This window comes from Paenibacillus sp. V4I9, from assembly GCF_030817295.1.
Lineage (GTDB): Bacteria > Bacillota > Bacilli > Paenibacillales > NBRC-103111 > Paenibacillus_E.
In genome coordinates, this window is record NZ_JAUSZE010000001.1 from 1,878,075 (window position 1) to 1,895,784 (window position 17,710).

The 17,710-nt window shown below is 43.3% G+C and carries 17 protein-coding genes; 13 read left to right on the forward strand and 4 right to left on the reverse strand.

Annotated elements, in window-relative coordinates; all coding sequences use genetic code 11:
* The first annotated feature begins 112 nt into the window (after positions 1-112).
* The 8 genes from QFZ81_RS08735 to QFZ81_RS08770 all read left to right on the forward strand — a co-directional run bounded on the left by QFZ81_RS08735 (position 113) and on the right by QFZ81_RS08770 (position 8,098).
* Positions 113-2,497 (forward strand): alpha-L-arabinofuranosidase C-terminal domain-containing protein, encoded by a 2,385-nt coding sequence (locus tag QFZ81_RS08735; RefSeq protein WP_307602338.1) that lies wholly within the window; start codon positions 113-115, stop codon positions 2,495-2,497.
* Between the two features lie 10 nt (positions 2,498-2,507).
* Positions 2,508-3,464, forward strand: a complete 957-nt coding sequence (locus tag QFZ81_RS08740) for a glycoside hydrolase family 43 protein (protein WP_307602340.1) — start codon at positions 2,508-2,510, stop codon at positions 3,462-3,464.
* An 85-nt stretch (positions 3,465-3,549) separates the two neighbouring features.
* Positions 3,550-4,479, forward strand: coding sequence for a glycoside hydrolase family 43 protein (locus QFZ81_RS08745; RefSeq protein ID WP_307445516.1), 930 nt, complete (start codon positions 3,550-3,552; stop codon positions 4,477-4,479).
* A 402-nt stretch (positions 4,480-4,881) separates the two neighbouring features.
* Positions 4,882-5,550 (forward strand): DUF4309 domain-containing protein, encoded by a 669-nt coding sequence (locus tag QFZ81_RS08750; protein ID WP_307445512.1) that lies wholly within the window; start codon positions 4,882-4,884, stop codon positions 5,548-5,550.
* A 236-nt stretch (positions 5,551-5,786) separates the two neighbouring features.
* Positions 5,787-6,323, forward strand: coding sequence for an RsfA family transcriptional regulator (locus QFZ81_RS08755; RefSeq protein ID WP_307445509.1), 537 nt, complete (start codon positions 5,787-5,789; stop codon positions 6,321-6,323).
* 294 nt (positions 6,324-6,617) lie between these two features.
* A complete protein-coding gene (locus QFZ81_RS08760) occupies positions 6,618-7,292 on the forward strand; it encodes a hypothetical protein (RefSeq protein ID WP_307602342.1) in 675 nt (224 codons plus the stop codon).
* Positions 7,293-7,490: 198 nt separating this feature from the next.
* Positions 7,491-7,967, forward strand: coding sequence for a UPF0158 family protein (locus tag QFZ81_RS08765; protein ID WP_307445504.1), 477 nt, complete (start codon positions 7,491-7,493; stop codon positions 7,965-7,967).
* On the forward strand, positions 7,964-8,098 hold the full coding sequence (locus tag QFZ81_RS08770; RefSeq protein ID WP_307445502.1) for a hypothetical protein: 135 nt from the start codon (positions 7,964-7,966) through the stop codon (positions 8,096-8,098). Before QFZ81_RS08765 ends, QFZ81_RS08770 begins: the two co-directional genes overlap by 4 nt.
* Positions 8,099-8,194: 96 nt before the next feature.
* Here QFZ81_RS08770 and QFZ81_RS08775 read toward each other — a convergent pair whose 3' ends face one another.
* The 3 genes from QFZ81_RS08775 to QFZ81_RS08785 all read right to left on the reverse strand — a co-directional run bounded on the left by QFZ81_RS08775 (position 8,195) and on the right by QFZ81_RS08785 (position 10,685).
* Positions 8,195-8,359 carry a hypothetical protein gene (locus QFZ81_RS08775; protein WP_307602344.1) on the reverse strand — a complete coding sequence of 55 codons (165 nt, stop codon included), beginning with the start codon at positions 8,357-8,359 and terminating at the stop codon, positions 8,195-8,197.
* A gap of 52 nt (positions 8,360-8,411) precedes the next feature.
* Positions 8,412-8,900: a hypothetical protein gene (locus tag QFZ81_RS08780; RefSeq protein ID WP_307602346.1), complete on the reverse strand. Its 489-nt coding sequence runs from the start codon at positions 8,898-8,900 to the stop codon at positions 8,412-8,414.
* A gap of 195 nt (positions 8,901-9,095) precedes the next feature.
* Positions 9,096-10,685: a DUF5050 domain-containing protein gene (locus tag QFZ81_RS08785; protein WP_307445495.1), complete on the reverse strand. Its 1,590-nt coding sequence runs from the start codon at positions 10,683-10,685 to the stop codon at positions 9,096-9,098.
* Positions 10,686-10,910: 225 nt separating this feature from the next.
* Between QFZ81_RS08785 and QFZ81_RS08790 the strand changes: the two genes are divergently transcribed.
* Genes QFZ81_RS08790 through QFZ81_RS08800 form a run of 3 tightly spaced genes read left to right on the forward strand, consistent with a single transcriptional unit; the run spans position 10,911 to position 14,879 of the window.
* Positions 10,911-12,512: a spore germination protein gene (locus tag QFZ81_RS08790; protein WP_307606855.1), complete on the forward strand. Its 1,602-nt coding sequence runs from the start codon at positions 10,911-10,913 to the stop codon at positions 12,510-12,512.
* Positions 12,513-12,563: 51 nt separating this feature from the next.
* Positions 12,564-13,778, forward strand: a complete 1,215-nt coding sequence (locus QFZ81_RS08795; protein WP_307602348.1) for a Ger(x)C family spore germination protein — start codon at positions 12,564-12,566, stop codon at positions 13,776-13,778.
* Between the two features lie 15 nt (positions 13,779-13,793).
* Positions 13,794-14,879: a GerAB/ArcD/ProY family transporter gene (locus QFZ81_RS08800; protein WP_307445487.1), complete on the forward strand. Its 1,086-nt coding sequence runs from the start codon at positions 13,794-13,796 to the stop codon at positions 14,877-14,879.
* 150 nt (positions 14,880-15,029) lie between these two features.
* Here the strand turns inward: QFZ81_RS08800 and QFZ81_RS08805 are convergent, their stop codons facing one another.
* The gene (locus QFZ81_RS08805; RefSeq protein WP_307602351.1) at positions 15,030-15,914 is read right to left on the reverse strand and encodes a TetR/AcrR family transcriptional regulator; all 885 of its coding nucleotides are present in this window, start codon (positions 15,912-15,914) and stop codon (positions 15,030-15,032) included.
* Between the two features lie 184 nt (positions 15,915-16,098).
* Here QFZ81_RS08805 and QFZ81_RS08810 point away from each other — a divergent pair, with 184 nt between their 5' ends.
* Together QFZ81_RS08810 and QFZ81_RS08815 are read left to right on the forward strand one after the other, a co-directional pair.
* Positions 16,099-16,818, forward strand: a complete 720-nt coding sequence (locus QFZ81_RS08810) for an MBL fold metallo-hydrolase (protein ID WP_307445481.1) — start codon at positions 16,099-16,101, stop codon at positions 16,816-16,818.
* Positions 16,819-17,138: 320 nt separating this feature from the next.
* The gene (locus QFZ81_RS08815) at positions 17,139-17,693 is read left to right on the forward strand and encodes a TetR/AcrR family transcriptional regulator (RefSeq protein WP_307445477.1); all 555 of its coding nucleotides are present in this window, start codon (positions 17,139-17,141) and stop codon (positions 17,691-17,693) included.
* Positions 17,694-17,710 lie beyond the last annotated feature (17 nt).

Consider the following 17,710-nt stretch of genomic DNA (forward strand, 5'->3'; position numbering starts at 1 on the left):
TTGTGTATTTCCTTAAAAAGCACGATAGGTCAGTTTTAAGCCATTATAATTGATTGTTTTCGGATGAACAAGCACTTAAAATCGAATGAAAAGGAGTAAAGGAGACGAATTCATGACGAGAGCTCAACGAACCTTAACTATATATACACAAGAGAGGGGTGCGGAATTAGGCGATTTGTTCGGCATTTTTTTCGAGGATCTGAATCATGCGGCGGATGGAGGGCTTTATGCGGAGCTTGTTCAAAACCGTTCTTTTGAATTCGATCCGATCGATCGTGCGGAATACCATGCCTTGACAGCTTGGGAAAAAATCGAGAGAGGTGGCGGAAAGGCGGAAATCAACGTAGAAGACAGTCATCCTTTAAACCCGCGCAACCTGCATTACGTTGCCATCGATATTGTATCCGAGGGCGGCGGTGTCGGGATGATGAACTTGGGCTTTAACAGCGGCATTCCCGCCAAACAGGGAGAAACCTATCTATTTTCGGTTTATGCACGGCGAGATGCAAGCTTCGATGAGCCGGTTGTCGTAACGATTGAAGGGACAGACGGCACCGTTCATGGTGAGGCAACGATCGTGGTGCAATCGTCCGAATGGACCCAATATGCTGCGACAATTACGGCGAACGCCACCGATACCAGCAGCCGTCTTGTGATTGTGACGAAAGGAAAAGGAAAGCTTTATCTGGATATGGTGTCCCTTTTTCCGGAAAAGACCTTTCGCAATCGGCCGAACGGCATGCGGGAAGACATTGCCGCCTTGCTCGCGGATCTTAAACCTAAGTTTATGCGGTTTCCGGGAGGCTGCCTGATACACGACGGTTCTTTGAATCCCGATGACCGAGATTCGATGTACCGCTGGAAAAACACGTTAGGCGATATAGCGCAAAGACCGGCCAGACGGAATAATTGGAGCTATAATCAGACACTCGGATTGGGATATTATGAATACTTTCTGTTCTGTGAGGATATTGGCGCCAAGCCGATACCGATTCTGCCGGGCGGATATGACCCGCACCATAAACGAATCGTTCCGATTGACGAGCTGCAGCCCTGGATTGATGACGCTCTTGATTTGATCGAATTTGCCAATGGCGACCCTTCAAACGAATGGGGGGCAATACGGGCGCAGTTGGGTCACCCGGAACCGTTTGGTCTGGAGTATGTCGGCATCGGAAACGAAGAAGTCGGAGAGCCGTTTTTTGAACGCTATCCCTATTTCCATCGAGCAATCAAAGAGAAATATCCGGATATCAAAATCATCAACTCCGCCGGTCCGTTTGCGGCCGGGAGTGAATATGACCGCGGGTGGAAATCCGCAAAAGAAAATAAATCGGATCTTGTGGACGAGCACTATTATCAGTCACCGGAATGGTTTCTGGCAAATTATAACCGTTACGATACATTCAAAGCCGATGAGCCAAAAGTGTTTTTGGGCGAATACGCTTCATGGGGAAACACGTATTATAATGCCCTTGTAGAAGCTGCGTTTATGACGGGATTGGAAAAAAATGCTCATGCGGTAGGACTGGCCTGCTATGCGCCGATGCTTTGCAATGTGGATTACATCAATTGGAAACCAGACATGATTTGGTTCAACAATCATGAAGTATACGGAACGGCAAACTATTATGTGCAGAAGCTGTTTATGCACCATCAAGGAGATCAACTCTTAAAAATTGAAGCATACGGGTTAGATGAAAAACAGGAAAACACAATGAAGCCGATTAACGGAGCGTTTGCACTCGAGACAGACCGTTGTTCCTTCCGCTTTTGGGACATGAAACTGGTTAACAACGATTCCGGAGAAATGAAAGAGTTGAACGGCTTGTCTGCCGAGTTGTCGGATACGGATGAAGACCGGCTGGGCGGAACGTCACTACGAACACTGGACTTGGGAGAAACGGATTGGGAGAACTATACGCTGAGTCTGAAAGCCCAAAAAATCAGCGGACCCAAAGGGTTCAACCTTTATTTTGGCAAACGTGACGATAACAATCAATTGATCTGGGATTTTGGCGGGTGGCAGAATCAGGATTCCGCGCTGTGTTCCAGCATGAATGGAAGAACCTCTTGCCTGACCCAAAGCATATTTAACGTGGAACCTGACATGGAATATGAGTTAACATTAGAAGTATCGGGAAGACAGATCCGTGCCTGGATTAACAACGTACTGTTCCATGACACGGAAGACAAGCTTCCGGTGATCGAGCCTCTGTATTATTCGGCAAGCTACGAACGTTCCACAGGGGATGTCATCGTTAAGGTAGTCAATGTGCAGGAGAATAGCGTTAGCGCACAGATTGCTTTGGCAGATTTGCATAAAACGTCTTTGACCGTAGAAGTAAACGAGATGTCCGACCATGCGCCGGATGACGAAAACACGTTTGCATCGCCTGAGCGGGTGTCGCCGAAGCAGAAGGAATTCAGTACGGTAGGTTGCAGTTTTCATTACGATTTCCCCAAACATTCTATCACTGTATTCAGAGTGAGATAAGGAGTATATTATGCTGTCAAAAGAACAAATTCAAAGCAAACGCCAATTCCCTAACCCGCTCGTCGAACAGCGGGCTGACCCCTGGATTTATAAACATACGGACGGCTACTATTATTTTACCGCTTCCGTTCCCGCGTACGACTGCATCGAGCTTAGAAGGGCAAGAACGATTCAGGAGCTCGGTACCGCCGAACCGGTCGTCATTTGGCGAAAACACGAGAAGGGCAGAATGAGCGGGCATATTTGGGCGCCTGAACTCCATTATATCGATGGCAAATGGTATATGTATTTTGCCGCCGGCGGATCGGATGAGTACGAGACGGCGTGGGAGATCTGTATGTACGTCCTGGAAAATGATGCGGCCAACCCGTTGGAACCGACATGGGTTGAAAAAGGTCAGCTTCGAACCAATTGGGACTCCTTCTCTTTGGATGCTACATCCTTTGAGCATCGGGGCGTAAGATATTTGGTTTGGGCGCAATACAAGCAAGCAGATTCCAATCTGTATATTGCCGAGATGTCCGATCCGTGGACGATTCGCGGCGAGCAGGTCCTGCTTTCGAAACCGGAATATGCGTGGGAAATCATTGGCCACCGGGTGAATGAAGGGCCTGCGGTACTGAAGAAGAACGGCAAAATATTTATCAGCTACTCGGCAAGCGCCACGGACAGCAATTACTGCATAGGGCTGTTGACAGCATCGGATACCAGTGACTTGTTAGACCCGCAATCATGGACGAAATCTCCGGAACCCGTCTTCCGAACGAGCGAAGAATCCGGACAATACGGCCCAGGCCACAACTGCTTCACCCTCTCGGAAGATGGTTCGGCCGATATCCTGGTCTACCATTCCCGAGACTATAAGGAAATCGTCGGCGATCCGCTGTACGACCCCAATCGTCATGCACGTGTCAAAGTATTGGATTGGAACGAGGAGGGGGTCCCAGAATTCGGCGAACCCGAGTGAAATGCTGTAAGCATAGCAGCTTAATGAAACAGCCGTCATTCGGAGTGACGGCTGTTATCGATATTGAGAGGAGTAATTGAATCTAATGGAAGCTTATTTATTCGTACATTTTAAAGAAAAGAAAACCCCTGATGGCGAGCAGGTCTATTATGCACTTAGTACGGATGGGTTTAACTGGGAACAGGTAAACGGTGGACAACCCGTTATCTGGAGTGAAAAAGGTGATAAGGGAGTTCGAGACCATACAATCGTTCGAACGAAGTACGGCAAATTTTATATCCTTGCCACCGACTTGAGCCTTGCCAACTGTTTGAATACGAAGTACAAGGGAAGCTGGGAGAACATCGTCAGAGAGGGAAGCAAAAGTCTTTCCTTGTGGGAATCGGATGACCTTCTGAACTGGTCGGAACAAAGAATGATCGAATTAGGCGATGAGGATTTCGGCTGTCTTTGGGCGCCGGATGTGATTTACGATCATATCAATAAAGACTACGTCATTCACTGGTCATCGGCTCATGCTTCCACTAATTTTGAGCATAAAGCAATCTATTACTCTCGAACAAAGGATTTTGAAAGCTTTACTAAACCACAGCTGCTGTACCGGAAGGAAGATAGCGGGGTCATTGATTCTGCCATCTACGAGGAAAACGGCATGTACTACCGATTCTTGAAAAGCGAAGCAAACCCTACTGGGATTATCCTGCAAAAGGGAGAAACCCTTACCGGTGAATACACAACAATCGAGGCTTTCAATGGGGAAATGGCAAAGCTCGGCCACTCCGCCTATGAAGCGCCTACAGCGTATAAGCTGACAAATGGTAAATGGTGCCTGATGCTGGACTTTTTCGGTGTCGAGGGAGAAGGGCAGGGCTATGTTCCTTTTATAGCAGATGAGATTAATAGTGGACTCTTTATCCGATCGGATGAAAGCTTCAGCTTCCCTTACCGCTTCAAACACGGGACTGTGCTTTCAATAACAATGGAAGAGTACAACAGGATAAAAAACGGGTATTAACATAAAACGACATACTTTCAGTATTACTAATTTTGTTACGAATTTCGTTGCATGTTGCGAACTATATTTTCAAAGTGAAAAGGTTCGCATTCGGCAAAGAGCTTGAAATTGAAGGAATACATGAAATATTCCATGTATAACTTTAGTTGTTGATGCGAGAAATGAACAAGTAGTGATGATACTGCTTTCAGGGGACTCCAGATGAATCGTGTGGGTCATTCCGCTGACGAAAAAACGATAGTGAAGGAGCTTACCTCGCGGCAGCTCCTCTTTTGTTCATTCAAGTAACGGGCTGAGTAGCGTAAGTTGTTCTTTGCAAACCAACCAATCTACGCCTAGAAACTTATTGTGTTTGCAACACGTCTTATAAGTAACAACATTCATATTAGGAGGTAAACGGATTTGAAAAAATTCATCCTTGGTTTAACGTGTGGTATTATTTTGACCGCTTCGACTGCTGCCTACGCGTCTGACACAATACAAGCTTACTTGTTTCCTGCTACATTTGAATTTAATGGTTTAAGTAAACAATTGGACACGAACGAATATGTAGTGTTAAATCATAATGGTCACGCATATGTACCTGTTCGTTTCGTAGCTGAAAGTATGGGGAAAATCGTGAAATACGAGGATGATACAAAAATCATTTCTATAGAAGACACCAATTTGAGTAAAAAGTTGGTGTTAGACAAAGATTTTCTTACATCTGCATCGGAAGGGAAAATTAAAGGTATCGAATTTGGTATTGGGTCAAATAAAAAAGATGTTATTCAAAAATGGGGAGAGCCCCAAAAAACAGGAAGTTGGCAAACGCAATATTATTCATGGTTTGATTATTATTATTTCTTTGGTAATCCAGACGAAAGTGTCAGTGCAATCAGAATAGGTGGAGATACAGTCAAATGTACAGTTGATGAATTAAAAAAAGCAATCGGAGAGCCGAAAGATGAAGGATTAAACGATATTGAAAGCGGATGGTATCTGTATTATGAGGCTGGAGATTACCAAGTATTTTTCAATGCAGATACCAAGAATGGTTTAATAAAATATATGTCATTAAAAATGAAATAAAACGATAACTTAAATGTTTAAAGCTATTTACGAGAGCGGCCGGCTCGGATGAGAAAAAAGAAATACTAAAAAAATTTTACCCTAAAAACTACGAATCCTTTCCGTGTAGTAATATTTAATATGATTTAGAAAGAGACCCACATATACCCTATGTGGGTCTTTTATGCATTATCTTTGAATAAATTTAGTATTACAGGTAACAATCTCTAATAACATAGTAAAGAAGGTGGACTAGAATGAAAGATAAGAGACGAGAAGATGCTTGGGCAGAAATTCATGATTTAACTTTAGCTAAAACAGTTATAAGTCACATTAAAAATGGTAGTACTCAACTTGAGGCATTTGAAGAATCAGCGAGTAGACTGAATCGCACCGCGGCTGCTTGTGGGTTTCGATGGAATAAAGAACTACGAAAAAAATACGAAACAGAGATAAACGATGCTAAATTGTACAGGAAAAAACAAAAAGATCAAAAAAGAAAAGATAATGTGACTGTCTCTGGTGTTCTATCACTTGAGGATGAAATTACATTGCCAAAATATGATGAAGCATTTAGGCAAATCATAGAAATTGCGAAGGATCAAGCACACAAGTTTGAACAGTTAAAAATCGAGAATTCGAAGCTTAGGCTTGAAATTAATGCATTGAAAAATCAAAAGAATAACTTTGATACAATCAAATCTAATGAAGATGTTGCAACAGAGGATCTTCAAACCTTTCTCAAAATCATGAATAGAGCGAGAAGCTTAACTTCCTTAAATTTGAATGTATAAGTCTTCAGAAGAAGCGTTGCGTTTCTATGAAGGTTTAGGATTTAAAGCGACTCATGAGAGTCTAAAAATGAAGCTTTAATTAAACGACGAAGAACGATACTGACGGAGCTTGCCTCGTAGCAGCTCCTTTTTTTGTTCATTCAAGTAACAGGCAGGATGCATAAATAGTAATGACTGTACCTGGGCAGGAAAGTTTGGTATTTACTTGAACTTTACCAGTATTCCGAATGGCTATTTGGTATAATAATCCAATAAAGCTAACTGCAAGAAAGTTTGTAGTCAGGGGGAATTAAATTGATTAACGTAGACACTGCGGTTTTAAATAATATTGTTTGGTGTGGGGTTATTTGTGAGTTGCATGGGCTTACTCAAACTTCAAGTGAACGTGTATGGGGACTGCTTTCTAAAGCACCCGAACTATATCCCGATATCATTACTTTCAGCAGGCATGCAACGAGTGAAGAAGTAAAAGATTTTATAAGTAATAGAGAAATATTCAGTATAAAAGATAGTTTTGCTAATCTAAATATGGTGCCATTTGGGTTCAAAGTACTATTTGAGGCAAAATGGATTTATCATGCACCGGTTACCGACGTAAATTACGTTCAAACGGGATGGGTCGTTGTTTCGTCAGAAAAAGATTTAGCAAAGTGGACCTTTGCAAGCGAATTGCAAAAAGTGATAAAACCAAAACTATTAGATCAAATAGATGTGAAAATCTTTATGCACGAGATAAATGGTGAAATATCAGGATTTATAGCTAACTTGAGTGCTAATGCAGTGGGGATAACCAATGTATTTTCAAACAGTAATAAAATTATTTGGTCAGATGTTGTTCCAATTGTTTCGACCTATTTCCCTGGGATACCAATGGTGGGATATGAAAACGGCGATGATCTAACATCAGCCCTCTTATCTGGATGGACAACGATAGGCCCCCTTCGTGTATGGATTAAATCAAATGACTGAATCCACGCGAGTTCATTAAACTTATCGGAGACGGGAACTGAGTAAATATCACATTATGAGGTAATTACTGGGGAAGGAGCTGTCACGGCAGCTTTTTTTCGTGAGTTGCATCTTCTAAAGCTGCTCCTCTTTGATTTTTTTTGGTATTTTGAATAAACTATATTGTAAAAAGGGATTCAATGAAGGAGCAGGGATAAAATGAAGAAAAAAGCACCGGTGAAACTAGATGATCTAATTAATGAAATTGATATTCAAATGGACGAGACCTTTACATATATAAACACTCATACGGGAGAAGTTATTACATTAACAAGAGAAGAGTTAAGAGCCGCAGAAGATGAAGAGCCACTTGAAAAGTATCCGGATTGGCAAAGAGAGAACATTGAAAAAGCCATAAAAATTATTGAAGATGAAAACGATGCTTACTTGGATTTCACACTAAGAAACGAGTACCATGAGTATGAAATAATAGAAGAATTTATCGGAACATTAAGCGAAGATGAGGTTAGAGAAGAATTGTTTGGAGCTATTCAAGGAAGAGGGGCATTCAGAAGATTTAAGGACGGGATCATAGAACATGACGTCGAAAAACAATGGTATGAATTCAAAGAAAAAAAATTAAAGGAATTAGTTATCGAATGGTGTGAAGCGAAGGATCTTGTAATAGAAGAATGAAGCAATATTGGTGCTATCTTGTAATTGTAATGATGCCTGCAGGGAAAGGCAGCCATGTGGAGTTAGGAATTGCTCAGCTTAAACCAAGCGAAGGTGCGGTTGAAATCCGTCTCGTTCAAGCCGGTGGATGACAGCTCGCAGGATGTATATGCCTCTCTCTTGCATCTTGAATAGCGAACATAAAGAAGGCCCCCGCTGAGGGGCCTTCTTTATGTTCGCTACCTGTATTACGCCGGATCGGTCCATGTTTTTCCGCCGTCCCGGGTAATCTTCGTATGTCCGTTCAGGAGCACACAACCGTACCCGTCCATGCGCAGAAAAAATTGCGAAGCGCCTTTCAACGCGATGACAGGTATGAGTTTATGCCAATCCTCTTTGTTGTACGTATCCATTATATAGATGGTCTTCCCGTCGGTGGATATCGCTCGGCCTGTAATCAGATTGTCAAAATGATAAACCGGCTCCGTCCTGCATCCGGTGGGTGGCAAGAAGCTTCGGCTGCTTGGCATCAGTGAGATAATAGGCGAAGCCAAGGAAAGTGTTTTGAAAATCGGCGGCGATCAGGCGATCCTTCGCACCGATACCGTCTGGAGTCGTAACCTCCCACGTCTTGCCCGCATTATTGGTGTAAAGCAGCCTTCCGCTTCCCATACCCCAGCCTTCAAATCCTTCCATGCCCATTATTCGGGATACGTCAGCTTTGACAGGCGACGGCTCCGATGACGGTTTCGGCCGAGAAACTGGCGGCTTTGACGGCGCGGGCTTGGCAGCAGCGGGCTGAGATGGGTTAGCCGATAACGCCGGTGACGGTGCGGCTGCGCTGAAAGTAGTTGGCGCGCTGGATTGGACAGCCGGCACTGGCGTCGACGATGATGCCGCAGTTGCAGCTATCGTGCCGGATGGACTGGGCTGCTGAGTCGTCGTCGCCTCCACCGAAGGCTGCGGTGACAGCTTCCCCGCATCGTCGGCCTAGCTGGATTCGCAGCCGCTAAGCAGCATGCACCCTATGAGGGACGTTGTCACAAAAACACGAAACCGGATCTTCACTCCTTTTATTACCAATTAGACGTAGGGATGAAATTATGGTTTCGGGTCATCGCTAAAATAAAGTTCTAAGTGGGCAAGGCTCTATTTCAACAATGTAATCGATTTATCTGCTCGCAAGACCATCAAAATGGTATCATTGTAAGCAAAAATATTCGACACTTGATCTACAACCGCTGTACCAAGAGTACCTGATTTATCTAGGATCTTGACCCCGTATTCTCCTCCCTCGACAAGTTTGCAAATGAGCTTATCGTTCACTAACTGTACGCTTTCCAACGCATCCTGCAAAATAAGAGTTTCCTCGCCAGATGGAACGGCCTTGTATAGATGTTTAGCGCCTTGCTCATCCGCAGAAGTGTAATACACTGTGCCGTCTATTTTGTCATACCAATTGGCGACTTTGTTTCTGGACCATTTTTGCTCATTCGTTCCATCCATATTGGATGAGTATAAGCACTTATCTTCGTCTTTTACGTAATAAAGCTTGTTATCCAAAATTTTAAAATTGTCCACTTCCGTTTGGATGATCTTGTTCGTCTGGTTGGTTGTCAGATTAACTTTGTAAATGTTATTTCGAGGGCTTTCGGCATTTAACATTGAGGAGGCCAACAGAAAGATATCGTCTTCAATGACGATCGCGGAAGAACTTCTTTCATAGCTTGTGCCCCCACCGGTGATATGCCAGCCATAGATTAGATTCGGATCCCCAATACGGACGGCATCATTTCGGTTGATTTTCCCAGGGGGTGCTAACGACAAATTATGGCCGCTCGGCGGCACGGAATAATCGACAATTAAGGTCCCCAGAGATGTATCCGCAAAATCAATATAACCTTTATGTTCGATTGAAGCCTTGCCATCGCTGTTTATTTTGCAGTAGACATCGTAACCCATAGTTGCACCGCCAAGATGGTAAGAAAACCAGAGTTCATTATTTCTTACTTCAAAATGCATATATTTTTGAAATCCATATCCGGTCTCTACCGCATAAGAATATACCAGCTCTTTGTTTGACATATCATTTATAGGTACTCGATATATTTCGTTCGTACTGCCTTTAGTTTCCGTGAAGTAATAATAGCTGTTGAACATGGCGACGTCATTGTCGCCCGCATCTACCGGCAGATCTAAAGTTTTCAACTGCGGATTAACAGAGTTGATGGTAAGGCCTTCCGAATCGTCCCAGGCGTAGTTCCATCCAAAAAGATCATGAGCGAATTCCCAAGTCATAGGGAAGTAGGTCACGTTGTTGAAGCTTAGCAGCGGATATTCCTGCTTGGAGGTATCCACAGTTTGGCCATTTATTGTAATCCCGAATGCCGCTTTCGTCGCCTTGTAGCTTTCCGAGTTTTTATCGTTCTTTTGGTATGGATGGTACGATGATGTCACGTTCACATTCTTAATGGCAAGACCGCGGTCCGCCGTCCATGTGGTCTCCAATCCCAGAAGCCTGGAATCGTACCAGGTCATTGGAAAATACGTGATATCCTTATAAACGAGTAGGGGATATTGCCGGTATTGATTTTCGACCGTATTCCCGTTTAGCTTCACCTTAAAATCCGGCAAGGTCACACTTACGCTAGACTCTGCAGCATGACTTCGGGCAGGGGCCATCATCAAACTTGCACAAATCGCAAGACCAATCAGACCTGCCCTTCGCTTGTTTCTCACCACGTCTCCCCCTTATTGGAACAAAATTGGAAAATGTCCATAATCACCCATATAATAGACGCGGATTGACTATAAAAGTTGCAAGTAACTGAAAGATCTTACACAGTTATGGTCTTCCAGAACCAATATCTTCAAATTTCCGAACTTGTCGATACTATTTGAAACATGTATAACTCTTGAAAGGCAAGGCGAAAATGAATGTTATTACATTATAGTACTAGGTGGATGCTATCGATGAACAAATTTCTACAGCGTTTTGCCCGGAAATATAATGAGGACTCGCAACAAGACTCTCAAGCAAATATCAAACAAACCGATAAGCTTTCAAGTAGCCTTGAGCAAAATATAAAGAAAATTTCTTCGTTAACTGGGAATAGCTCAGATATTTCCATTCGTACGTTTCAAGGGGCCAATAGTTTACCTATGGCTATTGTTTATATTAACGGTTTGACCGATACCTTAGTCATTAACGATCACATTATGAATCCGATCATGTCCGATGCAGAAGTAAACACAACTCAACAAAGAACTTTATCCGATTCGTTGATGGTTATTAAAGATAAGATTCTTACTGTTAGTTCCACAAATACAGTGAGTAAAATTGATGACTTCATGTCGGCTTTATACAATGGAGATACCATTATTCTCGCAGAGGGCTGGGATCAAGGCATTACCGCAAGTTCGGCCAAATGGATGCAAAGAGGCGTAGAGGAGCCCTCGTCTCAATCTGTTATTCGCGGACCCAAAGATGGATTTACCGAGGATATGAGTACGAATGTTGCGTTGCTCCGGCGTAGAATTAAAAGTCCGAATCTATGGAAAATTGATCGGAAGATCGGACAGGTAACGCAAACTGACGTTAGTGTTATGTATCTTAACGGGACCGCCAATGATGTAGTCGTGAACGAAGTGCTTCAGAGGCTAGATCGCATTGATATAGACGGCATACTGGAAAGTGGTTATTTGGAAGAATTTATTCAAGACCAAACCTTTACCCCGTTTCCCACTATCATAAACACGGAACGTCCTGACACAGTTGCTGCCTCCATCTTGGATGGGCAGGTCGCTGTCTTGGTGGATGGAACACCATTTGCTCTTGTGCTGCCTATCACCTTTCTCAAGTTCTTCATTGCCAGCGAGGATTATTACCAGAGATTCGATATCTCTTCGTTTTTGCGTCTTTTGCGCTTCTTTGCGTTTACCATTTCTATGATTCTCCCTTCCTTATATATTGCAATTACGACTTTTCACCAAGAAATGATACCCACGACCCTGCTGATCAGTCTTGCAGCGCAAAGGGAAGGAATTCCTTTTCCTGCATTCTTTGAAGCATTATTGATGGAAATAACATTCGAGGTGTTAAGGGAAGCAGGGGTTCGAATGCCTAGAGCCATTGGTTCCGCAATTTCCATCGTTGGTGCGCTTGTTCTGGGACAGGCAGCAGTTGAGGCTGGTCTTGTCTCGGCTGCCATGGTGATCGTGGTGGCCTTTACGGCGATCTCCAGCTTCGTCATTCCGGCTTTTAACATCTCGATTGCCGCCAGATTGATTCGGTTCATACTTATGATTCTTGCCGCGGCCCTAGGTTTGTTCGGAATTATGTCGGGGCTCTTTTTTCTCTTGATTCACATGTTGTCTTTACGCTCTTTTGGAGTACCTTACATGACACCAATAGCGCCGTTTGTACCAAGCAATTTAAAAGATACGGTTGTAAGAGTTCCTTGGTGGATGATGATTACCAGACCGCGTCTTTTTGCTAAGAACAATTACGTGCGCCAAAAAGTAAACATAAGTCCTGAACCTTCAGACCAGGAGAAGGAAAACTAATCGTCTGTCATTCATACAAATGGGAAAAAGACATCAAAAGGGGATTAGCACATGAAGCGAGGGATAGTCCTGCTATTGATCATCATTATGTTAATAGTTAATAGTGGTTGTTCGAACCATATCGAACTAAACAAATTGGGGATCATCAGCGCAATCGCCTTTGATTTGGACGAAAGCAATCAATGGATCTTGAGTTTTCAAGTCATCATTCCGAAATCAACCCAGTCTAAATCCGGTGGCGGCGGTTCTCAATCTCCAGTTATCGTCTTTTCAACAAAAGGAAAGACCATACTGGAGGCGATTCAAAAGAGTGATTTAGAGGCCCCTCGCCATCTCTTTTTTTCTCATACTCGTGCTATTATTATCAGCCAACGTGTTGCTAAATATGGAGTCAACCCAATATTGGATGCTTACTTAAGAAGTTATGAATCAAGGGAAACTACGGATGTTCTCATTTCGGATGGAGAGGCAAAGAAAGTATTGGAAATCCTTACGCCATTAGAAAACATTCCCGGAAACGCGATTTCCAATTTGATCAGTAGACAGGGAGACAAACAAACCAACTTAGTTCAGTCCAAGTTACATGATTTAATTTCCACAATAACCAATCCTTACGCTAGCTCTACATTGCCGGAAATCAAAATCACGGGTGAGCCAGAGGGACAAAACTCTCAAGATGAACTCAAAGAAACCCGTACATCTGCCGTATTAAAATTGGATAGAGTCGGGGTATTTAAGCAGGATAAATTAACAGGTTGGCTAAGCCGAACAGAAAGCCGCGGCATTCCATGGATAACAAATCATTTACAAACAACGACCATCGTATTTTCTTGTGAAGGGGAGAACCGAAGAGAACAGCTATCTTCCTTTTTAGTTGAAAAATCCCACACAAAATTAAAACCCAACATTTCGAACGGTGATTTGGTCATGTCCGTAGAAATTGAAGCCAAAGGAAACTTGACTGAAACGGCATGTAATCTGGATCTGAAACAGTCTAAAACCTTGAAGAAATTAGAAAAATATATCCAGGAGCAAATAAAAAATGATGTGGAAAATTCTTTTCAAGCTCTAAAAAAAATGAAAACAGACGCTCTGGGCTTCGGAGATGCATTCCACAAATCTTATCCGCAGGACTGGAAAAAGCTAAGTAAGAGCTGGGAGAATGAATTCGCAGAAATAAGAATGAACGTTAAAGTTCATGTAACGATCCAACGAACCGGAATGATTGATGATTCCTTTTCCAAGATATCCGGTATAAAAGAATGAGAAAAGGGGCTTCGTATGGAGCGGATCAGCAAATATCAATTGGGTGCGATGATTATCTTATTTCAAATTGGAAGCACGCCTTTATTTGAATTAGGAATCAAAGTTGGTCAAGACGCCTGGTTGGTGGTCATTACTAGCATGCTGCTAGGATTCATGCTGCTTGTTCTTTTATTGATGATCCAACGAAGGGAACCAGAAAAAAATTTGAGTCAGCTATTGATTCACTATTTCGGTTCATTTTTGGGGAAGTTTGTCTTATTGCTCTATGTTCTGATGTTTGCTTACGAAGCCATGCGAAATGTACGCGACCTCGGGGATCTTACCCTCTTGACCATTCTTCCTCGAGGTCCCATTTCCCTCATTATGCTGATTATGTTAACTATGTCGATCTATGTTATTTACAAGGGAATAGAAGTCTTCTTTCGGTTGTCCGAATTTATCGTGGCGGGAGTGCTAATTTTTTATCTTATTTTGATTATCATGCACTTTGGATCGGGTGTTGTTCATTTTGATCATCTTCTTCCGATTTTGGAAAATGGCATCCAACCTATATTAAAAGAAAGTATATCTAGCTCCGTCTGGTTTCCATTTGGACAAATGGTGATTTTCCTCATGTTCTGGCATTATTTAAACGAGAAGAAAGAGTTAGCAAAAACATCGATTCGAGCTTATTTTGTATCTGGCTTCGTTATCCTTCTCTCGAACATAATGAATCTGATCGTTCTGGGTCCGCAATTAGTTAACATTAGCACAGTACCTTTATTACAATCCGTACAGTTGATTCAGATCGCCGAAGTATTCGAGCGTTTTGACGCTCTTGTTATCTTACTTTTTTATGCGGGGATATTTATCAAAGCGACATTATGGTTTTTGGCCGCTGTAATTGGATTATCTCAGTTGTTTCATACAAAGTATCGAAGTTTTGCTCTTCCTGTTGGAGGAATTATTTATATAACTTCCCTTCTCCCATCAAGCTGGCAGTCGCATTTAGAAATTGGGGAAATCGTCGCGGAACAATTCATGGTCAACAAGACTTTTATTGGGATCATACCGGCTATTCTTTTTCTCGTTATGTTGATTAAAGGAAAGGGAATCAAATGACAAACTAATTCTATTCATCCAAGAAATGTAGGCATGACTATTCACTATGTTAACGGAGAACTATAGCTCAAAAAAACCAAGACAAAGCTTCAGGAAGATAAACCAGCAGCCTTGTCAAGGCATTGATGTGTTGCGGTCAAACACGGCAATCTAGGTCAGCAGCAGCTTGAGTTGGCGTAGATACGAGCGCAGCTCCGGAACGGCCTCTAGATGAGCCTTCAGCACTCGCAGCAGAGTGAGGTTCGGCTTCTCCGAAAGCACTTCCTTGCGAAGCAGACCGACGACGTCCCTTAATTCCATGCGAGAGGCTTCCGACAAGGGGAGTGTTTGAATCCGTTCCTCCATCGCCGCAAGGAAGTCGCGAACTGTCCCTTTCCGCGCCGCCTCATCGCTTCGGTCCAAGGGATTGGAACTGACGATCCTTTCGCCGACAATCGACTTGGGCGCCGTTCGGATCAAATCCTGAACGATGGCGTCCATTCGATCTACGATAAAGTCCGCAAGCTCAGCGATCGGCAAAGAAATCACCTTTCGTAAGACGCCGTTCATATATTCGTGAAGGATGCCCCGGAAGATCAAGACGGCGTCCCACGCATACGGCTCGAGCCGCTCGCCGAATGTCTCGATCAGCATCTCCTTTCGCCAGGTCAGCACGGCGATCTTCATCTTCTTCTGCGCCTCCATGAACGGTTCGTTCTCCATAATGGGAAGCTCATGGAAGTCGATCATAAACGAATGATTCTCAAGGATGTAGTATAGATAGAACTCAATCTTGCGGCTCAGCTTCTCCTTCGGGGACAAGCCAGGCGGCATTCCGGAACGGTCGAGCTCGGACGCTTGCTCCAGCAGCGTTTGATGGCAGGCTACGAACGCCACCGTAAACAAGTCCTCTTTGGACGGATAAAATTTGTAAATGCTTGCTTTCGCCACTCCGCACGCTTCGGCGATGTCCTGCATGGAAGCGGCGCTGAAGCCCTTCTTCCGGAACAAATCCATGGCCGTGTCGAGGATTTTATCCTTCTTTGAATACTCCATACTGAAGATCACCCCACCCTATTTTGACATGAGATGCGAATGAGGTCAACGTTCCTCCATTGACATTATAACTCTATAGTTCTATATTGAACTCATGAGTTTTATGTTTATTATAAGGAGGTGTGCCGATGTTCGGCCCTTGTGCCGGCACGGCGACAGTATGCGCATTGCGGAAGGATTAGAGATGTTGGAATTGGAGATGAAGCTTGGCGGACGTTCGATGATGATTCACCCTGTCATCGCCCTAGACAAGGATTCTTGGACGTTGATCGATACGGGCACGCCGGGCTTGTCAGGCGAGATCCTCGCCTATGCCGAGCAAGCCGGAATCACTGGGAGGCCTCTGAGCGCAATCGTTTTGACGCATCAGGACATCGACCACATCGGCAGTTTGCCGGAGTTTCTGGAGAAAGCGGGCGCAGCACCGTTTGAAGTATACGCCCATGAAGACGACAGGGACACGATCGACGGGAAAGCGCCGCTACTGAAATTCCCTCCGGACAGATTACAGGCCGAGCTGGCAACCTTACTGGACGAGGTGCGCATTTCGTTCGAAAATGTCTTCCTCCGTCCGTCCAAGACGAATGTGACGCGGCTAATGTCGGACGGCGAGACGCTTCCGATCGGCGACGGTCTGACGGTCATCCATACGCCGGGTCATACGCCGGGCCACGTCAGCCTTTACCACCAAGCGAGCAAGACGCTGATCGCCGGGGACGCCTTGGTGATCCACAATGGTGAGTTGCAATGTTCGTCTCCCTATTCAACCATTGACATGGGGAAAGCTATCCGCTCGTTGGAGAAATTCAAACCGTTCGACATCGAAAGCGTCGTCTGCTACCACGGCGGACTAATACGAGGCGATATTAACAAGCTGATCGCGGAATTGATCGTAAGGTTGTAATCTGTTTCCCGAGCGCTTCGCGACTTTAATCATGCCTTGAGAACTTTATTTGTCTTTTATATGTCATGAAAAAACCAGCAAATCCTTATGTTTGCTGGTTTCTTGCACTTCAAAACTTAATTGTCTCCCAACAAGAAGTATGGGATGACAATGAAGACGAGCGCTTTCACTTTCCTGGGGTGAGGCGCTTTTGTTTTTAAGGAGTTTATAAAGCCGAATGCCGACACCAATTCAAAAGGAATTTGACGTTGCAGAAAAAATAGATTAGAGTTATTCTACAGGTGTGTAATAAAATTAAAAAAGTTTTTGGAGGGCGAGTGATGAACGAGCAAGATTTACGCGTCATCAAAACAAAAAACAATTTAAAAAATGCATTGATTATTTTATTAAAGGAAAAACCGTTAGAAAAAATTAATGTTACGGAGTTGTGTCATGCATCTGGCATTACGAGAAAAACTTTTTATTTACATTACGAGAGTATTTCTAAATTGTTCGAAGAAAAAATTGAGCAATTATTAGTTGATTTAGAGGCATCATTATTAGCAACTTCTAAGTATCGTCTAGAGGCAGATCATCATCGTTTAGAACCCCAAATGATTCATCTATTCCAACATGTTTACGATAATCAAGATTTTTATCGTTTCATGTTCAGTGCAGGTTCAAATTTTGCTTATTATGAGATGTTTTTTATGCAAATAAAAAAACTTGTGAAAAAATCATTGGATTCAATGGCAACGTTTGGGCGGGTAAGTGAATTTGAAATGTCTTATCATGCGAATGCAATCTTAGGTGTAATCATGGAATGGTACTATCACAATTTTGAAGAAACTATTGATGAGATGAATCAGTTATTACTTAAAATTTTAAAACTATAATCTTAAAGGAGTGGACC